The following is a 26,479-nucleotide window of genomic DNA, read 5'->3' as shown; positions in this document are numbered from 1 at the left end:
CGGCGGAATCGCCCCCGGCAACGATTGCATCCGCGCAAGTATGCACCGCACCGGACCGTGGGGCGGGCGGGGCGGGTGGACCGCAAGACGCACCGCCACCGAGGGGAGTCGGTGGCGGTGCGCAGGCCCGGGGCGAGGCGGCAGCGCTTCGCGTGAACCGGGGAGAAGGGCGGGCGTCCCGCCCTGGCGGGTCAGGCCTCGGTGAGCTGGCCGCGCAGCTTGGTCAGCGCGCGGGCGAGCAGCCGGGACACGTGCATCTGGGACACGCCGACCTGAGCGGCGATCTCGCTCTGGGTCAGATTGCCGTAGAAGCGCAGGGTGAGGATCTTCTGCTCGCGCTCGTCGAGGGTGGCGAGCGCCGGGCCGAGGGAGGCGCGCAGCTCGGCCAGCTCGTACTCGTTGTCGTCGGTGCCGAGGGTGTCACCCAGCTCGGTGGCGCTGTCGCCGTCGCCGATCGGGGTGGAGAGCGAGACGGCGTTGTAGGCGCGGGCACCCTCCAGGCCCTCGAGCACCTCTTCCTCGGTGACGTCGAGGTGGCTGGCGATGTCGGCGACCGTCGGGGCCCGGTTGAGGGTCTGGGTCAGGGTGCTGTTCGCCTCGGAGATGCGCAGCCGCAGCTCCTGGAGGCGGCGCGGGACCCGGATGTTCCAGGTGCGGTCGCGGAAGTGCCGCTTGATCTCGCCCAGGACGGTCGGGATGGCGAAGCCGGCGAAGTCCACGCCGCGGGAGGCGTCGAACCGGTCCACCGCCTTGATCAGGCCGAGGGCCGCGGTCTGGGCCAGGTCGCCGGCGGGCTCGCCGCGGCCGCTGTAGCGGGCGGCGAGGTGGTTGGCCAGCGGCAGCCACGCCTCAATGACCTGGTTGCGCAGCGCCGGCCGCTCCGGGTGCCCCTCGGGCAGCGCGGCCAGGGCGGCGATCAGCTCGCTGGCGCGGGTCTCCTCGCCGGTCACCGCCGCGCGGTGCACCTCGCTGGTCGTCGTCGGCGCGATGGTCGTCGTGGTCATGCTGCCCTTCCTGTCCTGAGGAGAACGGGTGCCTCCCAAGCACCGGTCGTGCCAGTGACCATAGACCAAAGGTTGCCGCCAATCAACCGAATGGACGATGGAGATTTCGCCCAAAGTCGGGCAAAAGAGCGGTGACCCCAACCACTTCCGGCCGTCAGCGGTGCAGCAGCGGCCGGTAGTCGGCGGCGGTGAGCGGCAGCGCGGAGAGGTTGCCGTCGGCCCTCGGCACCTCCAGCGGCTGCCCGTCCCGGCGGAACGCGACGCTGTCCACGTCGGGGCGCTGGGTCAGCGTGCAGACGATCTGCCCGAAGGCGAGGACCTCGTCGTTGCGGCCGGTCTCCTCGCCGGCCTGCCGCACGTCGACGGTGGCCACCGTGCCGCTCAGGGTGGCCCCGGCCACCGCGACCGTGCCCGGCAGGGCCGTGGCGAGCCCGCGGTCCCGCTCCGCGCCGTCCGGCCCGGCCAGCAGGTGCTGCAGGTGGGCGTCCACGCCGGGCAGGCCGTCGGCCCGGCGGGTGACCGCCGTCAGCCCGTCGCCCTGGACGAAGCAGAGCGGCTCGTCGACCCGCCCGTCCGGGTCGGCCGTCGCCGTGCCCGCCGGGGTCGGGAAGCCGCCGGGCGGCGGCCGCACCGGGCGGGGCTCGTCGTCGACCGGCACCCCGCAGCCGCCGAGCAGCGCCGCGGCGATCAGCAGTGGGACAAGTCGCCGGGTCATCCGCCCGCCCCCGGCAGCTCGACCCGGAACCGGGCGCCCCGGTCGCGCTCCACCACGGCCGCGTGTCCGCCGTGCGCGGCGGCGTGCTGGGCCACCAGGGCCAGGCCGAGGCCGGTGCCGTCGGTGCCGGCCCGGGCGTGCGCGGCCCGGCCACGGACGAAGCGGTCGAAGATGGCCTCCCGGTCGGCCGCCGGCACGCCCGGTCCGTCGTCGTCGACGTCGAGCACGCCGATTCCGTCGCGCATGCCGAGGCGTACGGCGACCGGGCCGCCGCCGTAGCGCACGGCGTTGTCGAGCAGGTTCAGCAGGATCTGCTCGACCCGGCGCCGGTCGACCCGCCACCGGGCCGGGGTGCCCTCGGCCACCTCGACGAGGCTCTCCGGCAGGGACCGTTCCCGGCAGGCGGCGCGGGCCAGCCCGGCCACGTCGATCGTGTCGCGGTGCGCGGGCTGCTCGGTGCGGGCCAGTTGGATCAGGTCGTCCACCAGGCGCTGGAACCGGTCCACCTCGTCGGCGACCAGCCCCGCCGCGGTGGCGGTGCGCTCGTCCTGGTGCTCCCGCCGGCGGGTCAGCACGCTCGCGGCGGCGGCCAGGGTCTGCAACGGGGAGCGCAGCTCGTGGCTGACGTCGGCGGCGAACCGGCGGTCCCGCTCGATCCGCCGCACCAGTTGGTCGACCATGTGGTTGAACGAGGTGGAGAGCCTGGTGAGGTCCGGGTCGGTGGTGGGGTCGAGCCGGGTGGCGAAGTCACCGGCGGCGATCCGCTCGGCGGCGTCGGCGACCGCGGTGAGCGGCCGGACGCTGTGCCGGGTCGCGTACCAGCCGAGGGCGGCGCCAGCGCCGGCGACCATGATGGCCACCGCGGTCAGCGCCAGCCCGATCACCTGGAAGGTCTCCTCGACCTCGCGCAACGAGGTCAGCTCGTAGTAGCCCAGCTCGCCGGCGAGCGGGACGCCGACCAGCAGGACCGGTTGCCCGTCCACGCGGACCCGCTGCACGGCCGGCCGGCCGGCGGCGACCAGCCGTTGCAGCTCCGCCGGGACCGAGCCGGCCCCGACGTCGGCGGTGCGGGCGTACCAGCCGTCGCGCAGGTGCAGCAGGGGGCGGCGGCTGCTGCCGGTGTCCAGGGAGCGCAGCACCGCCACCACGTCCGGGGTCCCGGTGTCCAACCCGGACCGCACCACCGCGGCGTCGTAGTACGCGGCCCGGACGGCGGTGCGCTCCCGCTCCTCGAGCAGGGAGCGGCGGGTCAGGTCGTACGAGAAGAGGGCCATCACGGCGGCGAGCAGCAGGGCACCGACCGCGAACGCGGCGGTGACCCGGGCACGCAGTCCGAGGCGGGTCACCGCTGGAGCTTGTAACCGAGGCCGCGGAGGGTGACCAGGTGCCGTGGGTTGGCCGGGTCCGGCTCGATCTTCTGCCGCAGCCGGCCCACGTGCACGTCGACCAGCCGCTCGTCGCCGGTCTCGTACCCCCAGACCCGGTGCAGCAGCTGCTGCCGGGACAGCACCCGTCCGGCGTGCTCGGCCAGCTCGCAGAGCAGCCGGAACTCGGTCCGGGTCACCGCGACGGCCCGGCCGGCGCGGCGAACCTCGCCGGCCTCGGCGCTGATCTCCAGGTCCCCGAAGACCTGGGCGGGGACGGTGGCCGCCACGACCCGGCCGCGCCGGCGCAGGGCACGAAGCCGGGCGGAGAGCTCCTTGATGGCCACCGGCTTGACCACGTAGTCGTCCGCTCCGGCCTCCAACGCTGCGACGATGTCGTGGGTGTCGTCGCGGGCGCTGACCACCACGATCGGGACGTCGTCGTCCCGGCGCAACTGGCGGATGCACTCGAACCCGTCGAGGCCGGGCAGCATCAGGTCGACCAGCACGTGGTCGGCCCGGCTCTCCCGCTGCCGGCGCAGCCCCTCCTCCGCGGTCGCCGCGCCGTACGCGGAATAGCCCTCCTCCTCCAGGGCGAGCAGCAGCGCGAGCCGGATACGGTCGTCGTCCTCGATCACCAGTACGGCCGTCATACCCGCATCATGACCGGCCGCCCCCAAGTGGCCCAACCGCGTCAGCCGTTCCCGGCTTTTGTCACGGAACTGTCATACAACCGCGCGGCGCCCGCCAAGGCCGCTGCGCAGAGTGGGGGGCCGGAGCGGACAGCCGGGGCGGACGAGGGAGGAACGGTGAACGGCAGCACGCTGGTCGGGGCGCTCGTCGTCGGGCTCGCCGTCGGCGCGGCGGGTCGCCTGGTCGTGCCCGGGCGCACGGCCGCGCCGGTCTGGCTGACCCTCGCGCTCGGGGTGGCCGCCGCGCTGCTCGGCGCGATCGTCGTGGGCCTGGTGGACACCGGTCCCGGCGGGCCGGCGGTGTGGCCGCTGGTCGTGCAGTCCGGGTTCGCCGCCGTCGCGGTCGTCCTCGCGGTGCTGGCCGCCGGGCGCCCGGCGCCCGGGAAGGAACCGCCGCCCCGACCGGGCGTGCGGCGGAAGGAGGGATTGTGACGGTCGTACCCGCGGAGCACCTGATGCTGCTCATCTGCGACGGCTGCGGCGACAGCGTCACGGGCACCGGCTGCATCCTGCCGGACGCCGAGGTGGTCTGGACGCTGGTGTTCGAGAACGGCTGGGTCGGCTCGCCCTTCGCGTCCGGGCCGCACCACTGCCCCCGGTGCGGTGCGCGGGCCACCCTGCACGACGGCGGCCTCGGCGTCGACGACCTCGACGAGGTGGGTGGGCCGCCGGCCGTCCCCGAGGCCGACTCCGCCGAGCGGGTACGCCGGGCGCTGGCGGAGGCCGCCACGGTAGGTGACCGGGTGCTTGTCGACCTCACCGAGGTCGAGGTGATCGACTCGGCCGGGCTCGGGCTGCTGGTCCGGGCCCACCAGGAGACCCGGCGCGACGGGCGGCGGCTGTGCCTGGTGGCGCCGTCCCGGTTCGTGCGTACCGTGCTGCACACGATGCGGCTGGACGGGGTCTTCGCGGTCGTCGACAGCCGGGCCCGGGCGCTGGGCGGGTCGGTCGGTCCGGCGCCGCGGCGTCCCGCGGCGCCGGTGGAGAACCGCGAACGAGCCGAAGGAGCCCGCAGCTCGTGATGTCCTGGCCGTACCCCGACTTCCCGTTCGCCGACGACGGGCCCCCGCCCGACGGCGCGGACGTACGGCTGGCCGCCCTGGTGGCGCAGCGGTTGAGCATCGACTGGACCACCCGGCGCCAGCAGATCACGGTCACGGCGCAGAACCGGGTGGTGATCCTGGCCGGGGTGGTGACCGATCCGGAGACCCGGCGGGCGGCCGGCGAGCTGGCCTGGGACGTCTCCGGGGTGTTCGACGTCTGCAACGCGCTCCGGCTGCGCTCCGGGTGGCGCCGCGGCCGCTGAGTGGTTGCACGGATCGGCGCTCGCCTCTACCCTCGGCGCCTACCTAGATTCGGGTCAGTGCTACGCCCCTGAGGGCGGGGGTGAAGGCCGGCGCGGGAGGGCCGACTTGGCCCGGGCGGCTCTATCCCGGCTGGTTCTGCTGTTCGATGTATTGACGCAGGACGGTCAGGAGTGCGCCGCCGAGGGACCCGGCGAAGTGTGAGGCTGACCAGAGCCGGTTGGCCTGGTAGTAGTGGGACGTCAGGTCGGGGAACTCCTGCCGCATCCGCCGTGAGGACACGCCTGAGGCTGTTGACCAGCTTCGACGGGGCGACCATGGGCGGAAAGTCGACCAGCAGGTGCACGTGTTCGCCTTCGCCGTTGAACTCGATGAGTTCGCATTTGAAGTCGACGCCTACCGCCCGCATGATTTCCACCAGGCGGGTCAGGTGCCAGTCGTCGAACACTGTGTGCCGGAACTTGGTCGCGAAGACCAAGTGGACATGCAGGACGAGAACCCAGTGTCCCCCGCTTTGATGTCCCCAATCTGTGTCATAGGCCGATGGCAAGCTGTCCAATGTGCAGCTCCGCTACAACTACCGCGTCTACCCGACACCCGCCCAGCAGGAAGCGCTGGCTCGGGCGTTCGGGTGCGCGCGGGTCGTGTTCAACGACGGGCTGCGCATCCGCCAGTCAGCACGCGAAGATGGGCTGCCGTACGTCTCCGACGGCGAGCTGTCCAAGCGGGTGATTACCGAGGCGAAGAAGACGCCCGAACGGGCATGGCTGGGCGAGGTCTCGGCCGTGGTGCTCCAGCAGGCCCTTGCGGACCTGAACGCCGCCTACCGGAACTTCTTCTCCTCGCTGACCGGCGAACGCAAAGGCCGCACCGTCGCGCCACCCCGGTTCCGTTCCCGCAAGGACAACCGGCAGGCCGTCCGGTTTACCGCCAACGCCCGCTTCAAGCTGCTCGACAACGGTCGACTGCGGCTGCCGAAGATCGGCGACCTGGCAGTGCGGTGGTCACGGGCACTGCCCGCGGACCCCACCTCGGTCACAATCATCAAGGACGCAGCCGGACGGTACTTCGCCTCGTTCGTGGTGGCCGCCCCCGACCAGCCGCTGCCCCCGGCCGGCACCGAGGTGGGCATCGACCTGGGGCTGACCCACTTCGCGGTCCTCTCCGACGGCACGAAGATCGACGCGCCGAAATTCCTGCGCCGGGCGGCCCGCAAGCTGCGCCGGTTGCAGCAGGACCTGTCCCGCAAGCAGCGGGGCAGCGCGAATCGCACCAAGGCCGTCGTGAAGGTGGCCCGCGCGCATGCGCGGGTAGCCGATACCCGGCGGGACTGGCAGCACAAGCTCTCCACACGGATCATCCGCGACAACCAAGCGGTGTACGTCGAGGACCTGTGCGTCGTCGGCCTCGGCCGGACCCGACTGGCGAAGTCGGTGCACGACGCCGGCTGGTCGCAGTTCGTTGGCATGCTCGAGTACAAGGCCGTCCGCGCCGGACGGACCTTCGCCAAGATCAACCGGTTCGCGCCGTCGTCGCAGACGTGCTCGACGTGCGGGCGCATAGATGGCCGGAAGCCGCTGTTCGTCCGGTCGTGGACCTGCCCGTGCGGATCGGCCCACGACCGGGACGTCAACGCGGCCAAGAACATCCTCGCCCAGGGACGCTGGGAGAGCCTAAACGCCTGTGGAGCGCAGGTAAGACCGGCACCCCTGCCGGCACCGCGCCGAGAAGCAGGAATCCGCCTGGGCGCCGCGTGTTCCACACGCAGCGTGGAGGAAATCTCCGCCCATATGGCGGAGAGAATGTCAAGCGAACTGGACGTACTCGAGTGAGGCAGCGTGGCGTTCCGGCCGGGCACCTGCGCGGGCGGCAGCTACGCCGTCACCGCCGTCCTCACCGACTCGGGAAACTTCATGCGCAACCGCATCCGCACCCCGGACAACTTCCCCACGTCCTGATGCCGCCCCGACCGGCGGCGGCCGCCCTCCGGGGGCCACCGTCGGTCAGTCAGCCAGAAGTCCGGCGCGACGCCAGAGCAGCCGGCCCGGACCGGCGATCAGGCCCAGCTCGGCGAGGTGTTCGGCGATGCGCTGGGCCGACCAGCGCAGCGTGGCCCGCCAGTGCGGGTTCGCCCGGGCCGCGGCCACCGCGGCCGCCGGCGGGATGCCGACGGCCGCGTAGACCCGCGGATTGACCAGGCGACGGGTGATCGAGTACGCCGCCCGCCCGATCACCAGCCGCGCGTAGCCCAGCCCGACCGGGCCGGCGGCCTCGACCTGGCGGGCCAGCTCGTCGCGGGCGAAACGCACGTGCCGGGCCTCCTCGACCACGTGGATCCGGGACACCATCCGGATCAGCGGCTGGATCGACTCGTCGGCCATGGCCTCCCGCTGGAACGCGTCGAGCATCTCCTCGGCGATGAGGATGGCCGCGTACATCTGCGGGCCGGTGGCGGTGGCCTTGAGCCAGCGCCCGAGCATGTGGTCGACCGGGTCGGCCCGGTAGACCGGGCAGCCGAGGGCCTCGATGAGCCGACCGAACATAATGGAGTGCCGGCACTCGTCGGCGACCTCGGTGAGCGCGTACTGGGCGTGCCGGCTGGTCGGGTCGGCGTCGTAGTAGTGCCGGATGAGCATCTGCATGAGGATCGTCTCGAACCACAGCCCGGCGCTGGCCACGCTGGCCACCTCGTGCCGGGTCAGCGCGATCCGCTGCTCCTCGCTCATCCCCTCCCACAACGCGGTGCCGTAGAGCGTGCTGCGCCGGGGCGGCATCCAGTACACCCCGGGGACGTGCGGCGCCGACCAGTCGATGTCGACGGCGGGGTCGTAGCTCGTGCGCACCGAGGCGGCGAGCAGGCGGGTGGCCACCGCCTCGCGCGGGAATCCGGCCGGCGTCGTCCCCTCCATGGCCCCTCCATATTGACGTAACTTCGAGTAACTGTTACGAGTGGTAGCATGCGACGCACCTCCACCGATGTCAATGCCTCGGACGCCCCGCCGGAGCCGCCCGCACCCCCGCGCTCCGGCCGCCGGGACCGCTGGGCCGATCACCGCGAGCAGCGCCGGCAGGAGCTGATCGGGGCCGCCGTGCAGGCGCTGCTGCGGCACGGCCCCGCGGTCGACATGGACCAGGTGGCCGCCACGGCCGGGGTCAGCAAACCGGTGCTCTACCGCTACTTCGCCGACAAGGCCCAGCTCTGGCTGGCCGTCAGCGAGGTGGTGGCGGCCCGGGTCGTCGACGCCGTGGCCCCCGCCGTCGAGCAGGTCCGCGAGGAGCGCGCGCTGGTGGAGGCGACCATCGACGCGTACCTGAGCGTGATCGAATCGGAGCCGACGCTCTACCGGTTCCTGCTGCACGAGGCCGGGCATCCCGGCATCCATCAGGTGGTGGCCGGCACCAGCCGGCAGGTGGCCACCGGCCTGGCCCGGGTGATCGGCGACCGGCTGCGCGCGCTCGGGCTCGACGCCGGTCCCGCCGAGCCCTGGGCGTACGGGCTGGTCGGCTTCGTGCAGGCGGTCGGCGACTGGTGGGCCACGCACGGGCAGCCGATCCGCCGGGCCGCGCTCACCGACTACCTGACCACGCTGCTCTGGAGCGGCATCGAGGGCGTCCGGCGCGCCGCGGACCTGACCGACGAGCTGACCCGCGCGCACGAGCGGATCGAGCGGTGAGCTGGCACGGGCCGGCGGAGATCGCCGGGACCGCGGTCCGCCTGCACGCCAGCGGGCGCTGGGAGCCGGTCGACGGGCGCTACCACTGGGCCGGGCGGATCGAGCCGGAGCCCCGGATGCTGCGGCTGCTCCGCTCCGGCCGGCGCGACGTCGAGGTGCGGGTCGGCGAGCGGGTCGCCCGGGGCCGGCTCGCCGAGGCCGATCCGTGGGGCGGCGTGCGGATCACCGGCGTGGGCGAGCCGCCCTGGCTGTCCTGCCCGGCCGGCGCGGACGAGGGCTGACCGCCGGCCGGCGTACCGTGGATCGGGTGACGCCGACCGCCACCGCGCTGCTGGTGTTCGGCCGCGGCGTGGTCGCCGACGACGACGGCTACCGGCTCACCGCGGAGAGCACCGCCCGGGCCCGGGCCGCCATCGGGTACGTCCGCGCGCACACCGCCGAGTTCCGGCGGGCCGCCGGGGCGCGGGTGGTGTTCACCGGCGGCTGGCCGCACGGACCCGCCGGCGCGCCGGGCCCGCCCGCCGGGTGCCGGGAGGCCGAACTGATGCTGGCCCTGGCCCGCGCCGCCGACCTCGACCGGTACGCGCGGCTGCACGCCGAGACCCGGTCCCGGACCACCCTGCAGAACCTCGCGCACACCGTCCAGGACGGACTGCTCGCCGGGTCGGCCTACACCCCGGCGCGGCCGCTCGGGCTGGTCTCCCACCCGTGGCACCTGCCCCGGATCCGGTTCCTCGCCGGCAAGGTGCTCGGGCTGTCCGGCGCGGCGCTGCTGGACGTGCCGGTGGCCGGACCCGACCCGGTGCCCGCCGGCCACGAGCGGGCGGCCCGGGCGGCGAGCCGACTGTGCTACCTCGGGCTGCGCAGCCCGGAGTCGCTGCTGCGCCGGGAACACGCCCTGGCCCGGGCGGCAGAGCGCGTCGCCGGCCTGCTCCGCCCCGACCGGAGTGGATTCGTCGGGCGGCGCCACGGGTAAGCACGGTCGTCGATCGGCCGCGACGAATGGGGCCGGCAGGCGACGGCTCACCCCGGGAGGTTCCGTGATCGTGCTGGTGCCGGTGTACCGACCCGGGGACCGCCTGCCGCGGCTCGTCGGCGACCTGGCCGCCGCGCTGCCGTCGGCGAACGTGGTCGTCGTCGACGACGGCAGCGGCCCCGACGCGGCCGAAGTGCTCGCGGCAGCCCGCGACCGCGGCGCCACGGTGCTTCAACGGCGGGTCAACCGGGGCAAGGGGATCGTGCTGAAGACCGGCTTCCGATACGTCGCCCTCCACCACCCCGGACATGACGTGGTGTGCGTGGACGCCGACGGGCAGCACCGGATTCCCGACGTGGTGCGGGTCGCCGACCGGATGCGCGACACGGGCGCGCCGACGCTGGGCGTCCGCCGGTTCGACGGCGAGGTGCCACTGCGCAGCCGATTCGGTAACGCGGCGACCCGGGCCGCGTTCCGGATCGCCACCGGCCGCCGTGTCCAGGACACCCAGACCGGGCTACGGGCGTACCCGGCGAGGCTGCTCGGTTGGCTCCGGACCGTCCCCGGCGAGCGATTCGAGTACGAGATGAACGTGCTGCTCCACGCGGCCCGGGAGGGACGGCCGATCGAGCAGGTCCCCATCGCCACCCACTACGGTGCCGGCAACGCCTCGTCGCACTTCTCCTCGCTGGCCGACTCGGCCCGAATCTACGCGCCGCTGGTCCGCTTCGCCGCCGCCCGGCGGCTCGCGCGGGATGCTCGCGCCGACGACGCCGCGCCGGCCGGGGTCACGTCGTCGCGTCCCAGACCTGCGACTCGAACTCCCTGAGCTGTTGCCGGACCTCCGGCGGGTAGGCCGTCCGGAACGGATGCCGGTCGGCGGGGATGACCAGGACCATCTCGTCGACCATCTCCTGCGGGTCGCGCTGGTTCTTCAGGTAGTCGTCGAAGTCGGGCCGGTCCAGCAGCGCGGTGGAGGAGTCCCACCACTGGAACATGGCCTCGGCTCCGGTGTCGTTGTACCCGGTGCGGTAGGGGCCGGGGTTGATCACGGCGACCCGGACGCCGCGCGGCTCCAGCTCGCCCTTCATGGCCCAGGCCAGCGCCTCGATGGCGTGCTTGGTGGCGGCGTAGACGCCGAGCCACGGTCGGGTGCGGATGCCGACCGCGGAGGACACCCAGACGACCTTGCCCGCGCCCCGCTCCAGCATCGGCGGCACCAGGTCCTGGACGAGATGCAGGTGCCCGAAGACGTTCACCTCGAACGACCGGCGGACCCGGTCCATCGGAATCTCGACCACCGCCCCCGCCTCCTGGACACCGGCGTTGAGCACCAGGACGTCCACCCGGTGGCGCCGAACGTACGCCCGGTCGGCCGGGTCGGTGACGTCGAGCTTGATCGCCTCGAGGGTCACCCCGGCGCGGTCCGCCTCGGCGCGCAGCTCGCGTACCTGCGGCCAGATCTCGGCGCCGGCGATGACGTGGTGGCCGGCCCGGGCCAGCCCGAGCGCGGCGCCCCGGCCGAACCCGCTGCCGGCTCCGGTGATGAGGATGTCGGCCACTCGGTCAGCCCTGCCGCGCCTTCTGCCGGGGATCCGCCTTGTTGAGCACGAACACCTTGCCGCGGCGGCGTACCACGATCGAGTTGGCCTTGCGCTTCAGCGCGCGCAGGGAGCTTCGGACCTTCATGCCGTTCCTCCGTTCCCGCTGCTTCCCCGTTCGGAGGCCGCGTACCCGCGCGGACGCGGGTCATGCGCCGGGGAGGGGGCGGCAGGCGAGGGACCACCTGCCGCCCCACCCGGTCAGGGGTAGCTGACCACGTTCACCGGCACGGTGTCCGTGCCCTGCGCCGTGCCGCCGGTGTCGTTGATGACATGGGTGATCGACCCGTTGCCGCCCAACGAGACGGTGAGCAGGCTGTGGAACCGCACCCCGGACTTGATCGGCGCCTCGAAGCTATGGTACGCGGCGATGGTCGGGTCGACGTTGAAGTAGCAGTAGCTGCCCATCCCCCAGCCCTCGAACGTGCTGACGGCGTCGGCGACCTTGAATGCGGCGTAGCCGACCCGCGAGCCGTTCATCCAGGCCGACGCGCTGGGCGGGTCGTACGGCAACTCGTTCTGGAAGAAGATGGTCCGCCCGTTGTTGCCGTTCCAGATCACCTCGTGCTTCTGGTAGTGCTCGACGAAGAGCCCGAGCGCGGTGACGTTGTTGCCGTTGACGATCAGGCCGGTGTCGGCGGTGTTCACGGTCCAGCCGATGCCGGTGCCGTGGTCGCCGCGCCAGGCCCAGATGTGGTCGATCAGGGCGTCGTTCTGGTTGACCACCAGGCTGGTGGTTGCCTTGCCCGCGCCGGCGCCGCCGATGCGGAAGAAGACGTCCTGGATGGAGGTCGGGTTGGCGGCGTGGCTCGCGGACGAGCCGGGTGTGCCGACCTGGAGCAGCACCGGCGAGTTGGTCGGGCCGGCGTCGAAGAGCATCCCGGCCAGCCGGACCCCGTCGACGTCGGCGACGGTCATGGGGGTGACGCCGTTCTGCGGGATCAGGGTCGGGTAGCCGACGCCGAGCACCACGGTGCCCGGGCGGTCGACCCTGATGGTCTCGCTCACCGGGTAGATCCCGGGGGTGAAGAGCAGGTTCAGACCCTGCGCCAGGGCCGCGTTGATGGTGGCGGCCGAGTCGCCCGGCTTGGCGACGTAGAACTGGCTCAGCGGCACCGAGGTGCCGGGCGTCGCGCCGCCCAGCCAGGACGCCCCGCTGGCGTTGGTCCGGGTGGACGGGACGAACACCTGGTAGTTGCCGCTGCCGTCGAGGTAGAGGTAGGGGATGTCGCGGCTGACCGGGGTCTGCGCCAGGGTGGTGTACGCCGGGTTGGGGAAGCTGGTGGCCGGCGCACCGACCACGCCGGAGTTGGTCACGTTCCACACGGCGTTGAGGTAGCCGCCGACGTTGCTGTCCCGGGTGTACCACTGCTGCTGCGAGTACGGCTGGACGACGCCGGTGACCCGGCTGTCCGCGATGTAGCCGCCGCTGGCCCAGCCGTAGCCGTTCGGGGCCAGGTTGAGGTCGCCCTGGATGTCCATCCGGCGGAACGGCGCGGCCTGCGAGACGGCCCACCGGGTGAACCCGGCCGAGGGGAACACCTGCATGTTCGACGCCGACCGCCAGAAGTTCTGGGTCGCGTTGCCGTTGAACCAGCCGGCGTCGACGGTGACGTCACCGTGGATCCGCACGTCGCCCGGGTTCCGGCCGAGACCCATGATCGAGGTGTAGAAGCCGATCTGCGCGTTGATGCCGGAGTAGTCGCCCGGCTTGAACATCAGCGCGTACCGCTGGGTGCCGAACTGGTTCGACTCCTGGGTGCGGAAGACCGCGTCGAGCTGGCTCTGGATGCTCGCGCTCGACATCGACGGGTCGAAGGTGATCACGTTGGGTCCGAGCGATCCGCCGCCCGGGATGGTGCCGCCGCCGGCGGTGTTCACGGTGAGCTCCCAGAGCGAGTAACCCCAGCCGGTGGCCCGCGCGGTGCCGTACATCCGCACGTAGCGGCCGGAGCCGCTGACGGTCAGGGTGTCGGTGCCGCCGTCGCCGGTGGTGGTGGCGTACACGGTGGTCCAGGCGGCGCCGTCGGTCGAGGTCTGGATCTGGTACGCCCGCCCGTAGGCGGCCTCCCAGCTCAGCACGACCCGGCAGAGGGTACGGACGCTGCCGAGGTCGACCTGGAGCCACTGCGGATCGCTCGCCGCGCTGGCCCAGCGGGTGGTCGGGCTGCCGTCCACCGCCGCCGAGGCGGGGGTGCCGGCGTTCTCGGTGGACGAGGCGGTGGCGGGCCGGCCTTGCGCCGCGTTGGTCGCGGTGTCGCAGCCGGTGCCGCCGCCGGTGCTGCCGTAGACCTGGAACTCCCACAGCGAGTAGCCGTAGGCGGTGGCCCGGGCGGTGCCGGTCATCCGCACGTAGCGGCCGGTGCCGGTGACCGTGAGGTCGTCGGTGCCCCCGTCGCCGGCCGCGGTGCTGAAGACGGTGGTCCAGGTGGCGCCGTCGGTCGAGGTCTGGATCTGGTACGCCCGCGCGTAGGCGGCCTCCCAGACCAGGGTGACCCGGGAGACGGTGGCGGTCGCGCCGAGGTCCACCTGGATCCACTGGGGATCGCCGAAGGCGCTGGACCACCGGGTGCCGGTGTTGCCGTCGGTGGCGTTGCTGGCCGGGGTGCCGGCGTTCTCCACCGAGGAGGCGGTGGTGGGCCGCCCCTGGGAGAGCAGCGGGTCGGCCGCCCGGACCGGGGACGGCGGGGCCACCAGCGCCACCGTGGCGAGGAGTGTGGCCAGCACGGCGAGCAGCCGGCGCAGCGGCGGGCGGGGTGGGCTGAAGTGCGGCGGGACGGGTGACATGGGCGTCTCCGTGGCGGGGTGGTGGGGAGCGGGACGACGAACGGGTTACCGGCATGTTGCGGTCACCCGCCCGTCCCGCTGGACCCTTCCGCCGGGCAGCGGCACATGTCAATTCCTCGAAGCCTTGGCCGAGGCTTTTTTCGCGTCTTGTGAAAAGTCCGGAACTAAGGGCCGGCACAGGCGCGGCCGCCGGGTGGGGTGGTCCCGGCGGCCGCCGCCCGGCCTCAGGCGACCGTGCAGGGAGTGCCGTTGAGGGTGAAGGAGGTGGGCTCGCCGGTGTTACCGGTGTGGGTGGCCTGGAAGCCGATGGCCACCGAGCCGTTAGGGGCGATGGTCCCGTTGTAGGAGACGTTGCGGGCGGTCAGCGCCCCGCTGGCCGGGGCGTAGGTGGCGTTCCAGCCGCTGGTGACGGTCTGCCCGGCGGGCAGGGTGAAGGCGAGGCTCCAGCCGTTGACCGCCGTGGCCGCGGTGTTGGTGATCGTGACGGACGCAGTCAGCCCGGTGTTCCAGGCGTTCACCGCGTACACGACCCGGCACCCGCCGGACGGCGGTGGCGTGCTGGGCGGGGGCGTGCTGGGCGATGGCGTCGTGGGCGGCGCGCCGGTCGGCGGCGGGCTCGTAGGCGGCGTCGCGCTGTCCAGGCCGAAGAAGCGCACCGCCTGGGCGGCGTCGACCGGCAGGTTGTGCGAGACGCCCTGCATGCTGATGGCCTCCACCGTGGCGGTGCCGCCGGTGCCGCCGTAGCGGGTGCGGGTGTAGCCCGACTGCGGACTGTCGGTGTAAGCCGGCGTCTGGCTCAACCCGTGCACGTTGGTCCACTGCTTGATCTCTTCGGTGAAGTTCGGGTAGCGCAGGGTCTCGTCGTTGGTCCCGTGCCAGAGCTGCATCCGGGGCCGTCGCCCGCTGTACCCCGGGTAGGCGTTGCGGACCAGGTCGCCCCACTGCTGCGGGCTCTTCACCACCTGGCCGTTGGCGCACTCGCTGTTCCACTCCGAGCCGTTGGTGGTGGCGAAGCAGCCGAACGGCACCCCGGCGAAGGCCGCCCCAGCACTGAACACGTCCGGGTAGAGCCCGAGCAGCACGTTGGTCATCATGGCGCCCGACGAGACGCCGGTCGCGAAGATCCGGTTCGGGTCGACGGGGTAGTGCTGCCGCACGTGGTCCACCATCGACTTGATGCCCACCGGGTCGCTGCCGCCGTCGCGCCGCAGCGCCTGGGGCGAGGAGACGTCGAAGCACTGGCTGCTCCGGGTCACCGAGGGGTAGACGACAAGGTAGCCGTACCGGTCGGCGAGCGCGGCGAACTGGGTGCCGGAGTACATCGCCGGCCCGCTGCCGGTGCAGTAGTGGTTGACCACGAGCAGGCCGGGCCGGGCCGCGACGGTGTCCGGGACGTACAGGTACATCCGCAGGTTGCTCGGGTTGGCGCCGAAGTTCGTCACCTCGGTCAGCGCGGCGGCCGCGGCGGGGCCGGGGGCGGTGATCGCCGCCAGGGCGGCCAGCCCGGCGGCGACCAGGGCGGCACCGAGCAGTTTGCGCCTTCTCCTTTTGGGCAGCATGGGATCTCCTCAGGTGGTGGGGACGCCGCGCAGGGCAGATACGCCCGCGGCGTGCTCGCCGGCGAGGCGCCTTCGACGGCGGCCCGGACCCTCGGAGACGAGATCGACGACCGCGAATCACTGCGGTCCGAGTCGGAGTCTAGGGCCGGGCCGCGGGGGCGACAACAACTTCCGGAAGTGGTCGGGCCGGGTGCCGGCCCGGATCCGGTCAGGCCGGGAACGGGTCGGCGAGGAAGCGGTCGAGCAGCGCCACCTGCCGGCGTGCCGGGAAGGCGGCCGGGTCGAAGAGCGCCTGGACGACCAGGCCGTGCGCGAAGGCCGCGCAGGCGGCCGCCAGGTCGCCGGGGTCGGCGTGCGGCCCGGCGGGCGCCCGGCGCAGCGTGGCGTCCACGTGCGACCGCAGCCGGGCCCGCCACCGGTCGTAGCGGTGGCGCTGGTCGGCGGCGAACTCCTCGTCGGCGAGGGCCCCGTCCCAGTTTCCTCGGTGAGCGGCTCGACATCGAGGTCTGGTCGCTGCTGGCCACCGAGTGGCGACCGGCCGGACCGGCGGGTAGTCCGTGTTTCAGCCGCTGGTGCACCGCGGCGAGCCCCGCTGGCACGTCTCCGCATCGACAAGCTGGGGGCCCCGGCGAACCTGCGGGCCCTGCACGCCGAGGTGGCGGGTCAGCGGATGAGGGCGCGGGTGAGGAGGTGCTGCAGGGCGTCCTGCTCTTCGGGGGCCAGAGGGGACAGGGGGGAGTCTTCGGAGAGCAACTCGAGGAGGCGTTCGCGCAGTTCGGTGCCCTTGGGGGTCAGGACGAGCTGTTTGGCGCGGCGGTCGCCGGGGTGTGGATGGCGTTCGAGGTAGCCCTGCTCTTCGAGGCGATCGGCGATGAAGGTGACGTTGGAGGGCTCGCAGCTCATCCGCTCGGCGAGTTCGCGCAGGGTCATGGGGCTGGTCAGCTCGCGCAGCGCGGTGCCCTGTGAGGCGGTCAGGCCGAGGGTGGCCGCCCGGACCCGAAGGTGGGCTTCGATGTGACTGGCCAGGTCTTTGACGAGCCCGCACAGCTGGCGGTCGCCTTGGGCTGGGGTCTCGCGCTCGGTGGCCATGGCATCAGTCTACTGCAGCTCGGATAGTTGCAACTAGAGCTGTTCTAGTTGTAACTTCCAGTCGGCACCGCCGCCCGGCGGCACCTTCTCGAGCACGGGGTAGGACCATATGGCCACGACGACCGATTTCGACCGCCTACGGCTGACCAGCGCACCGCGCGTTCGTTCGCTCCGCCTGGGTGAACTGAAGATCACCTACGTCCCGGACGGGCTGGCTCTGTGCAAGCCGCGCGGCTGGCTGCCCGCCGCCACCGACGCTGACTGGGCGGCCAACCGCGATCATCTCGACAGCGGCGGCTTCCTGCCCGCAGCCATCGGCGGGCTGCTGGTCGAGCGGGGTGACAGGGCGCTGCTCATCGACACCGGGTTCGGACCCGAGTCCTACCCCGACGACCCGGCCAACCCGATGCTGGGAAGCATCTACGGCGGTGGGCTGCTGGACGGCCTGCGGCGGCTGGGCCGCGAGCCGCGCCAGATCGAGGCCGTCGCCATCACCCACCTGCACCTCGACCACCTGGGCTGGGCCTGGAGCAACGAGCCTGGCACCGACGCGCCGCCGTTCGCGCACGCCACCCACTTCGTCGCGGCACCCGAGTGGGAGCGGCGCGACCTGGCCGCCGAGGGCGGGGCGACCGAGGAACGTCTGGCCGCCTTCGCACCCCGCGTCCGTACGGCGGAGGACGGCGAGGAGATCTTCCCCGGGGTGCAGGCCTCGTTCTCGGTCGGACACACCGTCGGCCACACCACCTACACCATCACCGGTGGCGGCCGGCGGCTCATCGCGTTCGGCGACGCAATGCACGCGCCGGTCCAGGTCACCCACCCCGAATGGGGCTGCGGGATCGACCACGACCACGCCGAAGCCGGCGAGTACCGCCGCCGCCTGGTCCAGGAGCTGGGCCGCCCCGACACCATCGGCTACGGCTGCCACTTTGCCGACGTGGTCTTCGGACGCGCCGAGCGCCGCCCCGACGGCCGGTTCACCTGGATCCCCGTCGCCTGACCGTCCCACCCGGTGGCGCGGCCCCTGGCCCAGCGCGAGTGATCGCCAACAGTGCCGGCGATGAGCGGCGGAGCCGTTCGCAGTGCAGCAAGTCGTACAAATTACAGAGAAACGGAGAACTGTGATGAAGCACATCAAGCTGGGGGACCTGGACGTCTCCCGTATCGGTCTGGGCTTGGTCTCGATGTCCTACGCCTACACCGGAGCCGGCACGGACGACGCCGAGTCGATCCGCACCATCCACCGGGCCCTGGAGCTGGGCGTCACTTTCCTCGACACCGCCGAGGTCTACGGCCCGTACATCAACGAGGAACTCCTCGGCAAGGCGCTGAAGGGCCGCCGCGACCAGGCCGTGGTGGCGACGAAGTTCGGCATGATCTCGCATGCGGGCGGCGGGGCAGGACAACTCGACAGCAGCCCGGCCAACATCCGCACCGCCGTCGAAGGCTCGCTCAGGCGGCTGGGAACCGACTACATCGACCTGTACTACCAGCACCGAGTCGACCCGAACACGCCGATCGAGGACACCGTCGGGACACTGGCCGAACTGATCACCGAGGGCAAGATCCGCCACATCGGCCTGTCCGAGGCCGGACCGGAGACGATCCGCCGCGCCCACGCCGTGCATCCCATCGCTGCCGTCCAGTCGGAGTACTCCCTGTGGACGCGGCACCCGGAGGCACAGGTGCTGCCCCTGCTGAACGAGCTGAACATCGGCTTCGTTCCCTACTCGCCCCTGGGACGCGGATTCCTCACCGGGCAGATCCGCTCGACCAGCGGCTTCGACGAGACCGACCTGCGTAAGAACAACCCGCGCTTCACCGGCGAGAACTTCCAGCGCAACCTGCGTCTCGCGGACGAGGTCCAAGCCGTTGCCGCCGAAGCGGGTACCACCCCGGCGCAGATCGCACTGGCCTGGCTGCTGACCCGAGGCGACAACATCGCCCCCATCCCCGGCACCAAGCGCGTGGCACGCGTCGAGGAGAACACTGCGGCCGACGCCGTGGAACTGACCGCCGAACAGATCGAGAAGCTCGACAACCTTCCTCCCGCTGTCGGCGACACCCACGACGAAGCCAGCATGCGCTTGCTGGAGCGTTGACCCCTGCCCCGGCTGTGACCGCACACTCGCGAACAGGGTCTTGCCGCTTGCGCACGGGCGGCATCGCTCCCAGGAGCTCTGACCGACAACGTTCCTAGCCGGTCGAGCCAGGCGAACACCTCGTCGAGCGGTTCGGTGCGCAGCGTGCAGATACGCCACTGCACCTGCACGCTGCGCACCACGGGCCCGGCGTTTTCCAGGACCTTCAGGTGCTGGGAGACAGCCTTCCCGACCAGGACCAGGTTCGGGTGAGTCAGGTCAGCACGCGGATCGGGCTGCCGTCGAGGAAGGCGCCGATGTCATCCACGGCGTCCCGGAAGAACGTCGCATAGTTCCGCTCGCTGACATAGCCGAGGTGCGGCGTGGCCAGCACGTTCGGCAGCGTACGGAACTCATGGCCGGCGGGCAGCGGCTCCTCGTCGAACACGTCCAGCCCGGCCCCCGCGATCCGCCCCTCGCGCAGCGCGGACGCCAGGGCGGACTGGTCGACGATCGCCGCCCGCGAGGTGTTGACCAGGTAGGCGGTCGGCTTCATCAGGACGAGTTTCCGCGCGCCGACGAGCCCGCGGGTCCGGTCGCCGAGCACGAGGTGAACGGAAACGACGTCGGAGCCGGCGAGCAGGGCGTCCAGGCCGGGGGCCAGCCGCGCGCCGCCCTCCTCGGCCCGCTCGCGCGTCAGGTTCTGGCTCCAGGCCACCACGTCCATGCCGAACGCCCGCCCGACCGCCGCCACCTGCGACCCGATCCTGCCCAGGCCGAGCAGCCCGAGGGTACGTCCGTGCAGGTCGGTACCGAGGGTGTGCTGCCAGGGACCGCCGGTGCGCAGCGAGGTCGACTCGGGCACCAGATGGCGGGCCAGGCCGAGGATCAGCGCCCACGTCAACTCGACCGTCGAGGTCCAGCCGCCGCCCGTGCCGCACACCGTGACGCCGTGCGCCCGCGCCGCCGACAGGTCGATGGCGGCGTTGCTCATGCCGGTGGTGACGAGCAGCCGCAGGTGGGGCAGCCGGTCGAACACCTCGGCGGGGAACGGCGTGCGCTCCCTCATGGCGACCACGATCTCGCAGTCGTGGATGGCCGCCACGAGCTCGTCGCTGCTGGTGAAATGCTCGCGGAAGCTGGTGGCCCGGACCCGGGACCAGTCCGCCAAACCGAGTGCCACCCCCTGGTAGTCGTCCAGCACGCCGCAGCGAAGATCAGTTGACATGACAAATGATCGTACGGCCCCGGGCTCCAGCTCATCGCTACTTCGGGGCTGGGGTCACGCTCGGCTGCAGGAAAGGGAGCCTAAGCCGCGGCGGCGGCGGTGCGGCGGCGCACCTCGGCGAGCATCTCGTCGACCGAGCCGGCCGGGTCGGTGACCGGGAACTGCACGGCCCGCACCACCGCCTCCGGGTCCAGCAGCAGGGTGAGCCGCTTGAACCGGGCCACGCCGCCGGCCCGGAAGGTGGGCAGCAGCAGCCCGGCGGCGAGCCGGCCGTCCTCGTCGGAGAGCAGCGGGTACGGCAACCGGGCGTGCGCGGCGAAGGCGGCGAGCTGGTCGGGCCGCTGGGTGCTCACCCCGCGCACCTCGGCCCCGGCGGCGCGGAACAGCGGGTGCCGGTCGGCGTACGTCCGCGATTCGAGCGTGCACCCGACGGCCCCGGGAATCTCGCCCCAGCTCGGCGGGAGGCCCGGAGCATCCGGCGCGAACGCCCCCGGGAAGAGGTAGAGCACGGTCCACCGCCCGGGCGCCGCCGGCGGTTCCGCGCCGCCGTCGTGCCGGGGCAGGTTCATCGGGGGTACGCGACGGCCGACCAGCCGGTGCACCCGGCGCGCCTCGGCCGATTCCGCGTCGGCGGTGGCGGTCAGCGCGCCGTCGCCCATCACGTGCCGGGTGCCCCAGTCCTGAAGCGCGACCAGCACCGGGAGCAGGGCCTCCCCCTTGGCGGTGAGCAGGTAATCGTGGCGCGGCGGGTGCGCCGAGTAGGGCTCGCGGCGCAGCACGCCCTGCGCGACCAGCCCGCCGAGCCGCTCGGTGAGGGCCCGCCGGCTGACGCCCAGCTCGCGCTGCAACGCGTCGAACCGGGTGGTCCCACCGGCGACCTCGCGCACGATCAGCACCGTCCACCAGTCGCCCAGCACGCCGAGCGCCTGCGCGATGCCGCAGTCGGCGTCGCCGAGGTCCGCCCGTCTCACATCAACCTCCCGCTGGGCCCGCAGCCTCGACTATAGTCCGTTTCAGTTTGGAACTCACTGGCTCGGATCGGGGGTTGGCGGCATGTCCGTCGGGCAGGGGGCCGGAGTGTTCTGGCGCTGGTGGGCCGCCGGCACCACCAGTTCGGTGGGGTCGGCGGTCGGTGCGGTCGCGTTGCCGCTCACCGCGCTGACCGTGCTGGACGCGTCGGCGTTCGAGATGGGTCTGATCGCCGCCGCGAGCTACGTCGCCTGGCTCGTGATCGGGCTGCCCGCCGGCGTGATCGTCCAGCGGCTGCCGCTGCGCGGCGCGCAGGTCGGCGCGGATCTGGCCCGGGCCGTCGCGGTGGCCTCCGTGCCGCTGGCCTGGTGGTGGGGCCGGCTCACCGTGGCCCAGCTCGTCGTCGTGGCGCTCGTGGTGAGCTTCGCCAACGTGCTGTTCGACGTCGCCAACGCCACCTTCCTGCCGGCCATCGTCGGCCGCGACCAACTGCACGCCCGCAACAGCCTCACCTCGGCCACCCACGCCGCCACCCAGCTCAGCGGCCCGTCCCTGGGTGGCCTGGCGGTGCAGGCCCTCGGCGCGGTGCCGGCCGTGCTGGTCGACGCGGCCAGTTACCTGGTCTCCGCGGCGCTGCTCGGATCGCTGCCCGCCCGCCGGGTTGACGCCCCGGACCAGTGGCCCCCGGTCCGCGCCATGATCGGCGAGGGCTGGCGGTACGTCACCCGCCACCCGGTGATGGGACCGACGATGTGGACGGCCACCGCGGTGAACTTCGTCTGCGGGGCGCAGCTCGCCGTCTACCCCCTCTACCTGGTCCGGGAGCTGCACGCCCCGGCGGCGCTGGTCGGTGTGCTGCTTGCGGTCGAGGGGGTCGGCTCGCTGGTCGGCGCGGCCCTGACCCCGTGGATCACCGGGCGCTGGGGCACCGCCCGGTCGCTGCTGGTCGCCTGTCTCGTGGCGGTCGGCGGTGCGTTCCTGGTGCCGCTGGGCGCCGGCTGGCCGGCGTACCTGGCGTTCGCGGCCGGCAACGTGGTCTTCGCCGGTGGCGTGGTCGTGCTCAGCGTGACCACCCGCACCTACCGGCAGATCGCCAGCCCGCCCGACCTGCTCTCGCGGGTGATGGCCACGGTCCGCTTCGTCTCCTGGGGCGCCATCCCGGTCGGCGGGCTGCTCGCCGGGGCGCTCGCCGGGCTCGCCGGCGCCCGGGTCACCCTGTTCTGCTTCGCCGCGGCCACCGTGCTGGCTCCGCTGGCCCTGCTGCTGTCCCCGGTACGCCGCCTGCGCGACCTGACCGACCTGCGGCTCGACGAGCCGGCCGAACCGGAGACCGTTCCGGCGGCCCGGTAATGCGCTGCCCGGCTTCGGCGCTCAGTCCGGCAGGACGGCCGCGGCGACCCGGCGGGCCCGCGCCGGTCGGGTGAGCACGTCGACGTTGTCGAGGTACTGGTCCACCGCGCCGACCGGCGGGCGGGCGCGCAGCTCCGGGTCGGCGATCGCGGCGCGCAGCGCGGTGGTGAACCGCTCGGCGCCCAGCACCAGGAAGGGCCGGTCGTGGAACGGCCGGGCGGCCGGGTCGACCGGCGCGGCCAGCCCGGTCTCGTTGGTCCAGGTCGCCACCGTCTCCAGCGCCCGGACCATCCCGGTCTGCCGCTGGGACCACCCGTCCGGCCCGAGGGCGACGGTCAGCGCGTCCAGCACCGGCGCCGCGGCCGGCAGCGCGGCGAAGACCGTGCCGAGCCATTTCGCGTACGGGGGCCAGCGGCGGTGCAGCAGCAGGCCGAGGCGCATCAGGTCGCGGGCCAGCCCGGCGGTGACCACCCGGCTGCCCAGCTCGTCACCGACCTCGGCGCAGCGGCCGACCAGGTGCTCGGCCTGACCGACCCGCTGCCATCCGGCCGCCAGCACGTGCCGCCAGACGTCGTCCGGGTACCAGGCCAGCCGGGCCCGGGCGACGGTGAGCGCCCCGTCGAGCCCGTCGTGGAACACCGCCCCGGCGGTCAGCTCGGCGAGCCGCTGGGTGGGGGCGGCCAGCCAGTCCGCCGTCGTCATCCCGGCCTGCGGGTCCCCGCCCAGCCGGTCCCGCAGCCAGGCTCCCAGCTCGTCGACGCTCACCCCGTGCCGCTCGCCGTCGGCGCTGGCCACGCCGAGCCGGACCGTCGGCCCGCCGGTGAACCGGGTCGGCCAGCCGAGGAACTCGGTCGGCAGCTCCGCGTCGAGGACCGCCCGCACCGGCGCCACCTCGTCCGCGGCGGCGACGAAGAGCTGGGTGCGCGGCCCCCAGTCGTGGTCGGTCGACCGGGGCGTGTCCAGGCCGAGCAGCTCGGAGCCGCCGTCGAGCAGCCCGGCGGCGTAGCGCAGGCCGGGCAGCCGGCGGGCCAGCAGCGGGGCGACCACCTCGTCGTGGAACCGGTGCGCCAGGGTCAGGCCGGGTACGAACGTCATCCCGCCAGTCTGCGCACCGTACGCCGACCGCGCCGCCCGGTTTCCGGCCGACGGCGGGCTCCGACGGTCAGTCCCACCAGGCCGCGACCGCGAGCCCGCGCCGCGCCGCCGCCTGGTAGAACTCCCGCAGCGCCACGAGGTGGCCCCGCAGGTGGCGCCGCGGGTCCCCGTCGACCGCCGGCAGGCCGAGCCGGGCCGCCGCGAGGGCCGGCTCGGCCGTCACGGCGGCCGGCACCACCTCCGGGTCCGCCGCCGCGAGCCGCGCGGCCACCTCGGCGACACCGGCGGGCTCCAGCGCGGTCACCGGGTGCTCCCACACCGCCTCGGCCCGGTCGCGGTACGCCGGATTGATCTCCGCGTCGCCGTCGAGCGCCCGTCGCAGCGCAGCGACGGTCGCCGGAGCGGCCGGGCCCAGCTCGGCGGCGCGGCACAGCGCGGCCGGCGACCAGTCGAGGTCCAGGTGGTCCGCCGCCGGCAGCAGCCGGTACGAGCAGAGCCGGTCCAGCTCCTCGGTGGCCCGGCGGCAGACGGCGAGCTGGTCGGCGGAGAGTCGCGCGAGCTGCTGGGTGACGGCCACCCGTCCCAGTCTTCCCGGCGCCGCCGCCGGCCACCGCCCCGGGTCAGCGGAGCCGGTGGCGGTCCGCCCAGGCGGAGATGGCCGCGGCGATCTCGGCGGGGCGATCCTCGGGTGCGTGGTGCCCGGCCGGCCCGCAGGCGACCGTCTCCAGGGCCGCCATGTTCCGCGCGCACCAGTCGGCCAGCTCCGGGGTGATCAGCAGGGTCGGTGAGCCCTCGAAGGTGAGTAGCAGCTTCGGCACCTCGTCGCTGGCGGCCAGCCACCGGTCGTACGCCTCGATCCGGGCGACCAGCTCGGCCGGCTCGCCACCGAGCGGCATCTGGCGCGCCCAGGCCAGCAGCGGCCGCCGGCTCTCCCGGGTCGGGTACGGGGCGAGGTAGGTCTTCAGGTCCTCCTCCCCCACCGGCTGGAGCACTCCGCCGGTGAACGCCTGCCGGACGAGCAGGTCCTGGTCGAGCACCAGCTCCTCGCCCAGGCCCGGCGTGCGGATCGCCTCGGAGCGGGCCCGGGCCTGGAGCGAGAGGTCGCTCCACGCCATCGGCTTGACCATGGTCTCCAGGAACGCGACGCCGCGTACCCGTCCGGGGTGCCGGGCCGCGAAGTCGAAGGCCAGCGCGCCGCCCCAGTCGTGGCCGACCAGGACCACGTCGGTCAGGTCGAGGGCGTCGAACCAGGCGTCCAGGTAGCGGGCGTGGTCAGCGAAGAGGTAGGCCAGGTCGGGCTTGCCGGAGCGGCCCATGCCGATCAGGTCGGGCGCGAGCAGCCGGCCCGCGCCGACCACGGGCAGCACCTTGCGCCAGGTGTGCGACGAACCGGGGTTGCCGTGCAGGAACACGAGCACCGGTCCGGCGCCGCTCTCCTCGTGGTGGATGGTCGAGTCCAGCACCTTGGTCTCGGGCATGTCCGGGCTCCTTCGGTCAGGCGGGTGGGTCGAGCGGGGTGTCGAGCAGTGCGGTCAGGTCGCGGACGAACTCCGCCGTACGCGGGTCGTCGCGGCCGCCGAGCGGGGCGAGCAGCCGGCCGAGCAACACCTGGACGGTGTCGATCGCCGGGCGGACCACCTCTTGACCCCGGTCGGTCAGGGCGAGCCGGACCGCGCGGGTGTCGACCGGGTCGCGCTCGCGCCGGAGCAGGCCGTCGGCCTCGAGGGACCGGGCCAGCTTCGACACGTAGAGCGGCTCCAGGCCGGTGTGGTCGGCCAGCTCGCGCTGGCTCGGGTGCAGGCCGGCGCGGCGCATCCCGTGCAGCGAGGAGAGCAGCACGTACTGCGCGTGGGTGAGGCCGAGCGGGACGAGCGCCCGATCGACCGCCACCCGCCAGCGCATCGCCAGCCGCCAGACCAGATGGCCGGGGCTGGGGCTGATCGGCGTTCCGTTCATGCGAGAAACAGTACATGTAGACAATGTCCATGGCTAGTGTTCTCTCGCCGCGTCCCCCACCTCGTCGGTGGGCTGTGCCACGCTTGTCGGCGTGGCACACCGACCCCCGATCCTGCTGATCGACTCCCCGAGCCTCTACTTCCGCGCCTACTTCGGCATCCCCGAGTCGGCGGCGAAGACGGACGACGGCCAGCCGGTCAACGCCGTCCGCGGCTTCCTCGACATGCTGGCCCAGCTGGTCCGCACCCGGCGGCCCGACCGGATGGTCTGCGCGCTGGACCACGACTGGCGACCGGCGTGGCGGGTGGAGCTGCTGCCGTCGTACAAGGCGCACCGGGTGGCGCCCGAGGGCGGCGAGGTGGTGCCGGACACCCTCTCCCCGCAGGTGCCGATGATCCTGGAGGTCCTCGACGCGCTCGGCATCCCCGCGGTCGGCGCCACCGGCTACGAGGCCGACGACGTGCTGGGCACCCTCTCGGTGACCCAGCCCGGCCCGGCGGAGGTGGTCTCCGGCGACCGCGACCTGTTCCAGCTCATCGACGACGCCCGCCAGGTGCGCCTGCTCTACGTCGGCCGTGGCGTGGCCAAGCTCGACGACTGCGACGACGCCGCGGTCCGGGCCCGCTACGGCGTCCCCGCCGACCGCTACGCCGACTTCGCCGCCCTGCGCGGGGACCCGAGCGACGGCCTGCCCGGGGTGCCCGGGGTGGGTGAGAAGACCGCGGCCCGGCTCATCGAGCGCTACGACGGCCTGCCCGGCATCCTCGCCGCGCTCGACGACCCGGGCTCCGGCTTCGCCCCGGGGCTGCGCACCAAGCTGAACGCGGCCCGCGACTACCTGGCCGTCGCGCCGAAGGTGGTCCGGGTCGCCACCGACGTGCCACTGCCGAAGCTGGCCACCGCGCTGCCGACGGCGCCGGCGGACCCGGACCGACTGCTGGAGCTGGCCCAGCGGTGGAACCTCGCCGGCTCGTGCCGGCGCCTGGTGGACGCGCTCGCCATGCCCCGCTCCTGACCGGACCGGCCGGGCCG

The 26,479-nt window shown here is 73.3% G+C and carries 28 protein-coding genes and 2 pseudogenes; 12 read left to right on the top strand and 18 right to left on the bottom strand.

What is annotated here, in order from left to right:
- Positions 1 to 191: 191 nt before the first annotated feature.
- The 4 genes from AB0F68_RS14375 to AB0F68_RS14360 all read right to left on the bottom strand — a co-directional run bounded on the left by AB0F68_RS14375 (position 192) and on the right by AB0F68_RS14360 (position 3,736).
- A complete protein-coding gene (locus AB0F68_RS14375) occupies positions 192 to 1,004 on the bottom strand; it encodes a SigB/SigF/SigG family RNA polymerase sigma factor (RefSeq protein WP_357336885.1) in 813 nt (270 codons plus the stop codon).
- A gap of 154 nt (positions 1,005 to 1,158) precedes the next feature.
- Positions 1,159 to 1,719: a GerMN domain-containing protein gene (locus AB0F68_RS14370; protein ID WP_357336876.1), complete on the bottom strand. Its 561-nt coding sequence runs from the start codon at positions 1,717 to 1,719 to the stop codon at positions 1,159 to 1,161.
- Entirely contained in the window at positions 1,716 to 3,065 is a 1,350-nt protein-coding gene (locus tag AB0F68_RS14365) for a HAMP domain-containing sensor histidine kinase (RefSeq protein ID WP_357336873.1), read from the bottom strand. The genes AB0F68_RS14370 and AB0F68_RS14365 overlap by 4 nt, the downstream gene beginning before the upstream one ends.
- On the bottom strand, positions 3,062 to 3,736 hold the full coding sequence (locus AB0F68_RS14360) for a response regulator transcription factor (protein WP_357336871.1): 675 nt from the start codon (positions 3,734 to 3,736) through the stop codon (positions 3,062 to 3,064). The genes AB0F68_RS14365 and AB0F68_RS14360 overlap by 4 nt, the downstream gene beginning before the upstream one ends.
- A gap of 156 nt (positions 3,737 to 3,892) precedes the next feature.
- Between AB0F68_RS14360 and AB0F68_RS14355 the strand changes: the two genes are divergently transcribed.
- Genes AB0F68_RS14355 through AB0F68_RS14345 form a run of 3 tightly spaced genes read left to right on the top strand, consistent with a single transcriptional unit; the run spans position 3,893 to position 5,081 of the window.
- Positions 3,893 to 4,207: a hypothetical protein gene (locus AB0F68_RS14355; protein WP_357336868.1), complete on the top strand. Its 315-nt coding sequence runs from the start codon at positions 3,893 to 3,895 to the stop codon at positions 4,205 to 4,207.
- A complete protein-coding gene (locus AB0F68_RS14350) occupies positions 4,204 to 4,797 on the top strand; it encodes an STAS domain-containing protein (protein WP_357336866.1) in 594 nt (197 codons plus the stop codon). The genes AB0F68_RS14355 and AB0F68_RS14350 overlap by 4 nt, the downstream gene beginning before the upstream one ends.
- On the top strand, positions 4,797 to 5,081 hold the full coding sequence (locus AB0F68_RS14345; protein WP_357336999.1) for a BON domain-containing protein: 285 nt from the start codon (positions 4,797 to 4,799) through the stop codon (positions 5,079 to 5,081). The genes AB0F68_RS14350 and AB0F68_RS14345 overlap by 1 nt, the downstream gene beginning before the upstream one ends.
- A 121-nt stretch (positions 5,082 to 5,202) precedes the next feature.
- Here the strand turns inward: AB0F68_RS14345 and tnpA are convergent.
- Positions 5,203 to 5,569: pseudogene (gene tnpA / locus AB0F68_RS14340) on the bottom strand (IS200/IS605 family transposase).
- A gap of 70 nt (positions 5,570 to 5,639) precedes the next feature.
- On the opposite strand from tnpA, the gene AB0F68_RS14335 reads away from it, so the two are divergent.
- A complete protein-coding gene (locus AB0F68_RS14335; RefSeq protein ID WP_357336863.1) occupies positions 5,640 to 6,911 on the top strand; it encodes a transposase in 1,272 nt (423 codons plus the stop codon).
- Positions 6,912 to 7,082: 171 nt separating this feature from the next.
- Here the strand turns inward: AB0F68_RS14335 and AB0F68_RS14330 are convergent, their stop codons facing one another.
- Positions 7,083 to 7,988: a diiron oxygenase gene (locus AB0F68_RS14330; RefSeq protein WP_357336861.1), complete on the bottom strand. Its 906-nt coding sequence runs from the start codon at positions 7,986 to 7,988 to the stop codon at positions 7,083 to 7,085.
- 48 nt (positions 7,989 to 8,036) lie between these two features.
- On the opposite strand from AB0F68_RS14330, the gene AB0F68_RS14325 reads away from it, so the two are divergent.
- The 4 genes from AB0F68_RS14325 to AB0F68_RS14310 all read left to right on the top strand — a co-directional run bounded on the left by AB0F68_RS14325 (position 8,037) and on the right by AB0F68_RS14310 (position 10,558).
- Positions 8,037 to 8,753 carry a TetR/AcrR family transcriptional regulator gene (locus AB0F68_RS14325; protein WP_357336858.1) on the top strand — a complete coding sequence of 239 codons (717 nt, stop codon included), beginning with the start codon at positions 8,037 to 8,039 and terminating at the stop codon, positions 8,751 to 8,753.
- The gene (locus AB0F68_RS14320) at positions 8,750 to 9,034 is read left to right on the top strand and encodes a DUF4873 domain-containing protein (RefSeq protein WP_357336855.1); all 285 of its coding nucleotides are present in this window, start codon (positions 8,750 to 8,752) and stop codon (positions 9,032 to 9,034) included. Before AB0F68_RS14325 ends, AB0F68_RS14320 begins: the two co-directional genes overlap by 4 nt.
- A 26-nt stretch (positions 9,035 to 9,060) precedes the next feature.
- Positions 9,061 to 9,729, top strand: coding sequence for an ElyC/SanA/YdcF family protein (locus tag AB0F68_RS14315; protein WP_357336853.1), 669 nt, complete (start codon positions 9,061 to 9,063; stop codon positions 9,727 to 9,729).
- 64 nt (positions 9,730 to 9,793) lie between these two features.
- Positions 9,794 to 10,558, top strand: coding sequence for a glycosyltransferase family 2 protein (locus AB0F68_RS14310; protein ID WP_357336851.1), 765 nt, complete (start codon positions 9,794 to 9,796; stop codon positions 10,556 to 10,558).
- Here the strand turns inward: AB0F68_RS14310 and AB0F68_RS14305 are convergent.
- The 6 genes and pseudogenes from AB0F68_RS14305 to AB0F68_RS14280 form a co-directional block, all read right to left on the bottom strand.
- Positions 10,518 to 11,291: an SDR family oxidoreductase gene (locus tag AB0F68_RS14305; protein ID WP_357336847.1), complete on the bottom strand. Its 774-nt coding sequence runs from the start codon at positions 11,289 to 11,291 to the stop codon at positions 10,518 to 10,520. The two genes, AB0F68_RS14310 and AB0F68_RS14305, sit on opposite strands and share 41 nt — an antisense overlap.
- A 4-nt stretch (positions 11,292 to 11,295) precedes the next feature.
- Positions 11,296 to 11,418 carry a 50S ribosomal protein L36 gene (locus AB0F68_RS14300; protein WP_091265774.1) on the bottom strand — a complete coding sequence of 41 codons (123 nt, stop codon included), beginning with the start codon at positions 11,416 to 11,418 and terminating at the stop codon, positions 11,296 to 11,298.
- 113 nt (positions 11,419 to 11,531) lie between these two features.
- Positions 11,532 to 14,117 carry a discoidin domain-containing protein gene (locus AB0F68_RS14295; protein ID WP_357336842.1) on the bottom strand — a complete coding sequence of 862 codons (2,586 nt, stop codon included), beginning with the start codon at positions 14,115 to 14,117 and terminating at the stop codon, positions 11,532 to 11,534.
- Positions 14,118 to 14,341: 224 nt separating this feature from the next.
- Positions 14,342 to 15,676, bottom strand: a complete 1,335-nt coding sequence (locus AB0F68_RS14290) for a PHB depolymerase family esterase (protein WP_357336840.1) — start codon at positions 15,674 to 15,676, stop codon at positions 14,342 to 14,344.
- Positions 15,677 to 15,884: 208 nt separating this feature from the next.
- Positions 15,885 to 16,139 (bottom strand): annotated as a pseudogene (locus AB0F68_RS14285) (TetR family transcriptional regulator C-terminal domain-containing protein); the annotation flags it as partial.
- A 200-nt stretch (positions 16,140 to 16,339) separates the two neighbouring features.
- Positions 16,340 to 16,765 carry a MarR family transcriptional regulator gene (locus AB0F68_RS14280; protein ID WP_357336837.1) on the bottom strand — a complete coding sequence of 142 codons (426 nt, stop codon included), beginning with the start codon at positions 16,763 to 16,765 and terminating at the stop codon, positions 16,340 to 16,342.
- 109 nt (positions 16,766 to 16,874) lie between these two features.
- On the opposite strand from AB0F68_RS14280, the gene AB0F68_RS14275 reads away from it, so the two are divergent.
- Together AB0F68_RS14275 and AB0F68_RS14270 are read left to right on the top strand one after the other, a co-directional pair.
- Entirely contained in the window at positions 16,875 to 17,768 is an 894-nt protein-coding gene (locus tag AB0F68_RS14275; RefSeq protein WP_357336832.1) for an MBL fold metallo-hydrolase, read from the top strand.
- A gap of 124 nt (positions 17,769 to 17,892) precedes the next feature.
- Positions 17,893 to 18,870: an aldo/keto reductase gene (locus AB0F68_RS14270; RefSeq protein ID WP_357336830.1), complete on the top strand. Its 978-nt coding sequence runs from the start codon at positions 17,893 to 17,895 to the stop codon at positions 18,868 to 18,870.
- Between the two features lie 253 nt (positions 18,871 to 19,123).
- Here the strand turns inward: AB0F68_RS14270 and AB0F68_RS14265 are convergent, their stop codons facing one another.
- Complete coding sequence (locus tag AB0F68_RS14265; RefSeq protein ID WP_357336825.1) at positions 19,124 to 20,077, bottom strand: D-2-hydroxyacid dehydrogenase family protein; 954 nt, start codon at positions 20,075 to 20,077, stop codon at positions 19,124 to 19,126.
- Positions 20,078 to 20,157: 80 nt separating this feature from the next.
- On the bottom strand, positions 20,158 to 21,048 hold the full coding sequence (locus tag AB0F68_RS14260; RefSeq protein ID WP_357336822.1) for a winged helix-turn-helix transcriptional regulator: 891 nt from the start codon (positions 21,046 to 21,048) through the stop codon (positions 20,158 to 20,160).
- Between the two features lie 82 nt (positions 21,049 to 21,130).
- Here AB0F68_RS14260 and AB0F68_RS14255 point away from each other — a divergent pair, with 82 nt between their 5' ends.
- Positions 21,131 to 22,396: an MFS transporter gene (locus AB0F68_RS14255; RefSeq protein ID WP_357336820.1), complete on the top strand. Its 1,266-nt coding sequence runs from the start codon at positions 21,131 to 21,133 to the stop codon at positions 22,394 to 22,396.
- A gap of 21 nt (positions 22,397 to 22,417) precedes the next feature.
- Here AB0F68_RS14255 and AB0F68_RS14250 read toward each other — a convergent pair whose 3' ends face one another.
- From AB0F68_RS14250 to AB0F68_RS14235, 4 genes are all read right to left on the bottom strand, one after another.
- On the bottom strand, positions 22,418 to 23,491 hold the full coding sequence (locus AB0F68_RS14250) for a DUF4037 domain-containing protein (protein ID WP_357336816.1): 1,074 nt from the start codon (positions 23,489 to 23,491) through the stop codon (positions 22,418 to 22,420).
- A gap of 67 nt (positions 23,492 to 23,558) precedes the next feature.
- Positions 23,559 to 24,068 (bottom strand): DUF1877 family protein, encoded by a 510-nt coding sequence (locus tag AB0F68_RS14245; protein ID WP_357336813.1) that lies wholly within the window; start codon positions 24,066 to 24,068, stop codon positions 23,559 to 23,561.
- A gap of 43 nt (positions 24,069 to 24,111) precedes the next feature.
- On the bottom strand, positions 24,112 to 24,969 hold the full coding sequence (locus tag AB0F68_RS14240) for a haloalkane dehalogenase (RefSeq protein WP_357336811.1): 858 nt from the start codon (positions 24,967 to 24,969) through the stop codon (positions 24,112 to 24,114).
- Positions 24,970 to 24,985: 16 nt separating this feature from the next.
- Complete coding sequence (locus AB0F68_RS14235) at positions 24,986 to 25,447, bottom strand: MarR family transcriptional regulator (protein WP_357336808.1); 462 nt, start codon at positions 25,445 to 25,447, stop codon at positions 24,986 to 24,988.
- Between the two features lie 91 nt (positions 25,448 to 25,538).
- On the opposite strand from AB0F68_RS14235, the gene AB0F68_RS14230 reads away from it, so the two are divergent.
- Positions 25,539 to 26,462, top strand: a complete 924-nt coding sequence (locus tag AB0F68_RS14230) for a 5'-3' exonuclease (RefSeq protein WP_357336805.1) — start codon at positions 25,539 to 25,541, stop codon at positions 26,460 to 26,462.
- The last annotated feature ends 17 nt before the right edge of the window (positions 26,463 to 26,479 follow it).

Source organism: Micromonospora sp. NPDC023966 (assembly GCF_040639095.1).
Taxonomy (GTDB): Bacteria; Actinomycetota; Actinomycetes; order Mycobacteriales; family Micromonosporaceae; genus Micromonospora.
The sequence above is the reverse complement of the archived record's forward strand: the minus strand, read 5'-3'. Positions and strand labels throughout refer to the sequence as shown.

What these genes read in the sequence shown, in the direction of transcription:
- AB0F68_RS14240 (WP_357336811.1), bottom strand. Translation starts at nt 24,969, where the DNA reads ATGCCCGAGACCAAGGTGCTGGACTCGACCATCCACCACGAGGAGAGC.
- AB0F68_RS14265 (WP_357336825.1), bottom strand. Translation starts at nt 20,077, where the DNA reads ATGTCAACTGATCTTCGCTGCGGCGTGCTGGACGACTACCAGGGGGTG.
- AB0F68_RS14325 (WP_357336858.1), top strand. Translation starts at nt 8,037, where the DNA reads ATGCGACGCACCTCCACCGATGTCAATGCCTCGGACGCCCCGCCGGAG.
- AB0F68_RS14290 (WP_357336840.1), bottom strand. Translation starts at nt 15,676, where the DNA reads ATGCTGCCCAAAAGGAGAAGGCGCAAACTGCTCGGTGCCGCCCTGGTC.
- AB0F68_RS14375 (WP_357336885.1), bottom strand. Translation starts at nt 1,004, where the DNA reads ATGACCACGACGACCATCGCGCCGACGACGACCAGCGAGGTGCACCGC.
- AB0F68_RS14255 (WP_357336820.1), top strand. Translation starts at nt 21,131, where the DNA reads ATGTCCGTCGGGCAGGGGGCCGGAGTGTTCTGGCGCTGGTGGGCCGCC.
- AB0F68_RS14360 (WP_357336871.1), bottom strand. Translation starts at nt 3,736, where the DNA reads ATGACGGCCGTACTGGTGATCGAGGACGACGACCGTATCCGGCTCGCG.
- AB0F68_RS14280 (WP_357336837.1), bottom strand. Translation starts at nt 16,765, where the DNA reads ATGGCCACCGAGCGCGAGACCCCAGCCCAAGGCGACCGCCAGCTGTGC.
- AB0F68_RS14250 (WP_357336816.1), bottom strand. Translation starts at nt 23,491, where the DNA reads ATGACGTTCGTACCCGGCCTGACCCTGGCGCACCGGTTCCACGACGAG.
- AB0F68_RS14345 (WP_357336999.1), top strand. Translation starts at nt 4,797, where the DNA reads ATGTCCTGGCCGTACCCCGACTTCCCGTTCGCCGACGACGGGCCCCCG.
- AB0F68_RS14235 (WP_357336808.1), bottom strand. Translation starts at nt 25,447, where the DNA reads ATGAACGGAACGCCGATCAGCCCCAGCCCCGGCCATCTGGTCTGGCGG.
- AB0F68_RS14330 (WP_357336861.1), bottom strand. Translation starts at nt 7,988, where the DNA reads ATGGAGGGGACGACGCCGGCCGGATTCCCGCGCGAGGCGGTGGCCACC.
- AB0F68_RS14295 (WP_357336842.1), bottom strand. Translation starts at nt 14,117, where the DNA reads ATGTCACCCGTCCCGCCGCACTTCAGCCCACCCCGCCCGCCGCTGCGC.
- AB0F68_RS14300 (WP_091265774.1), bottom strand. Translation starts at nt 11,418, where the DNA reads ATGAAGGTCCGAAGCTCCCTGCGCGCGCTGAAGCGCAAGGCCAACTCG.
- AB0F68_RS14370 (WP_357336876.1), bottom strand. Translation starts at nt 1,719, where the DNA reads ATGACCCGGCGACTTGTCCCACTGCTGATCGCCGCGGCGCTGCTCGGC.
- AB0F68_RS14270 (WP_357336830.1), top strand. Translation starts at nt 17,893, where the DNA reads ATGAAGCACATCAAGCTGGGGGACCTGGACGTCTCCCGTATCGGTCTG.
- AB0F68_RS14275 (WP_357336832.1), top strand. Translation starts at nt 16,875, where the DNA reads ATGGCCACGACGACCGATTTCGACCGCCTACGGCTGACCAGCGCACCG.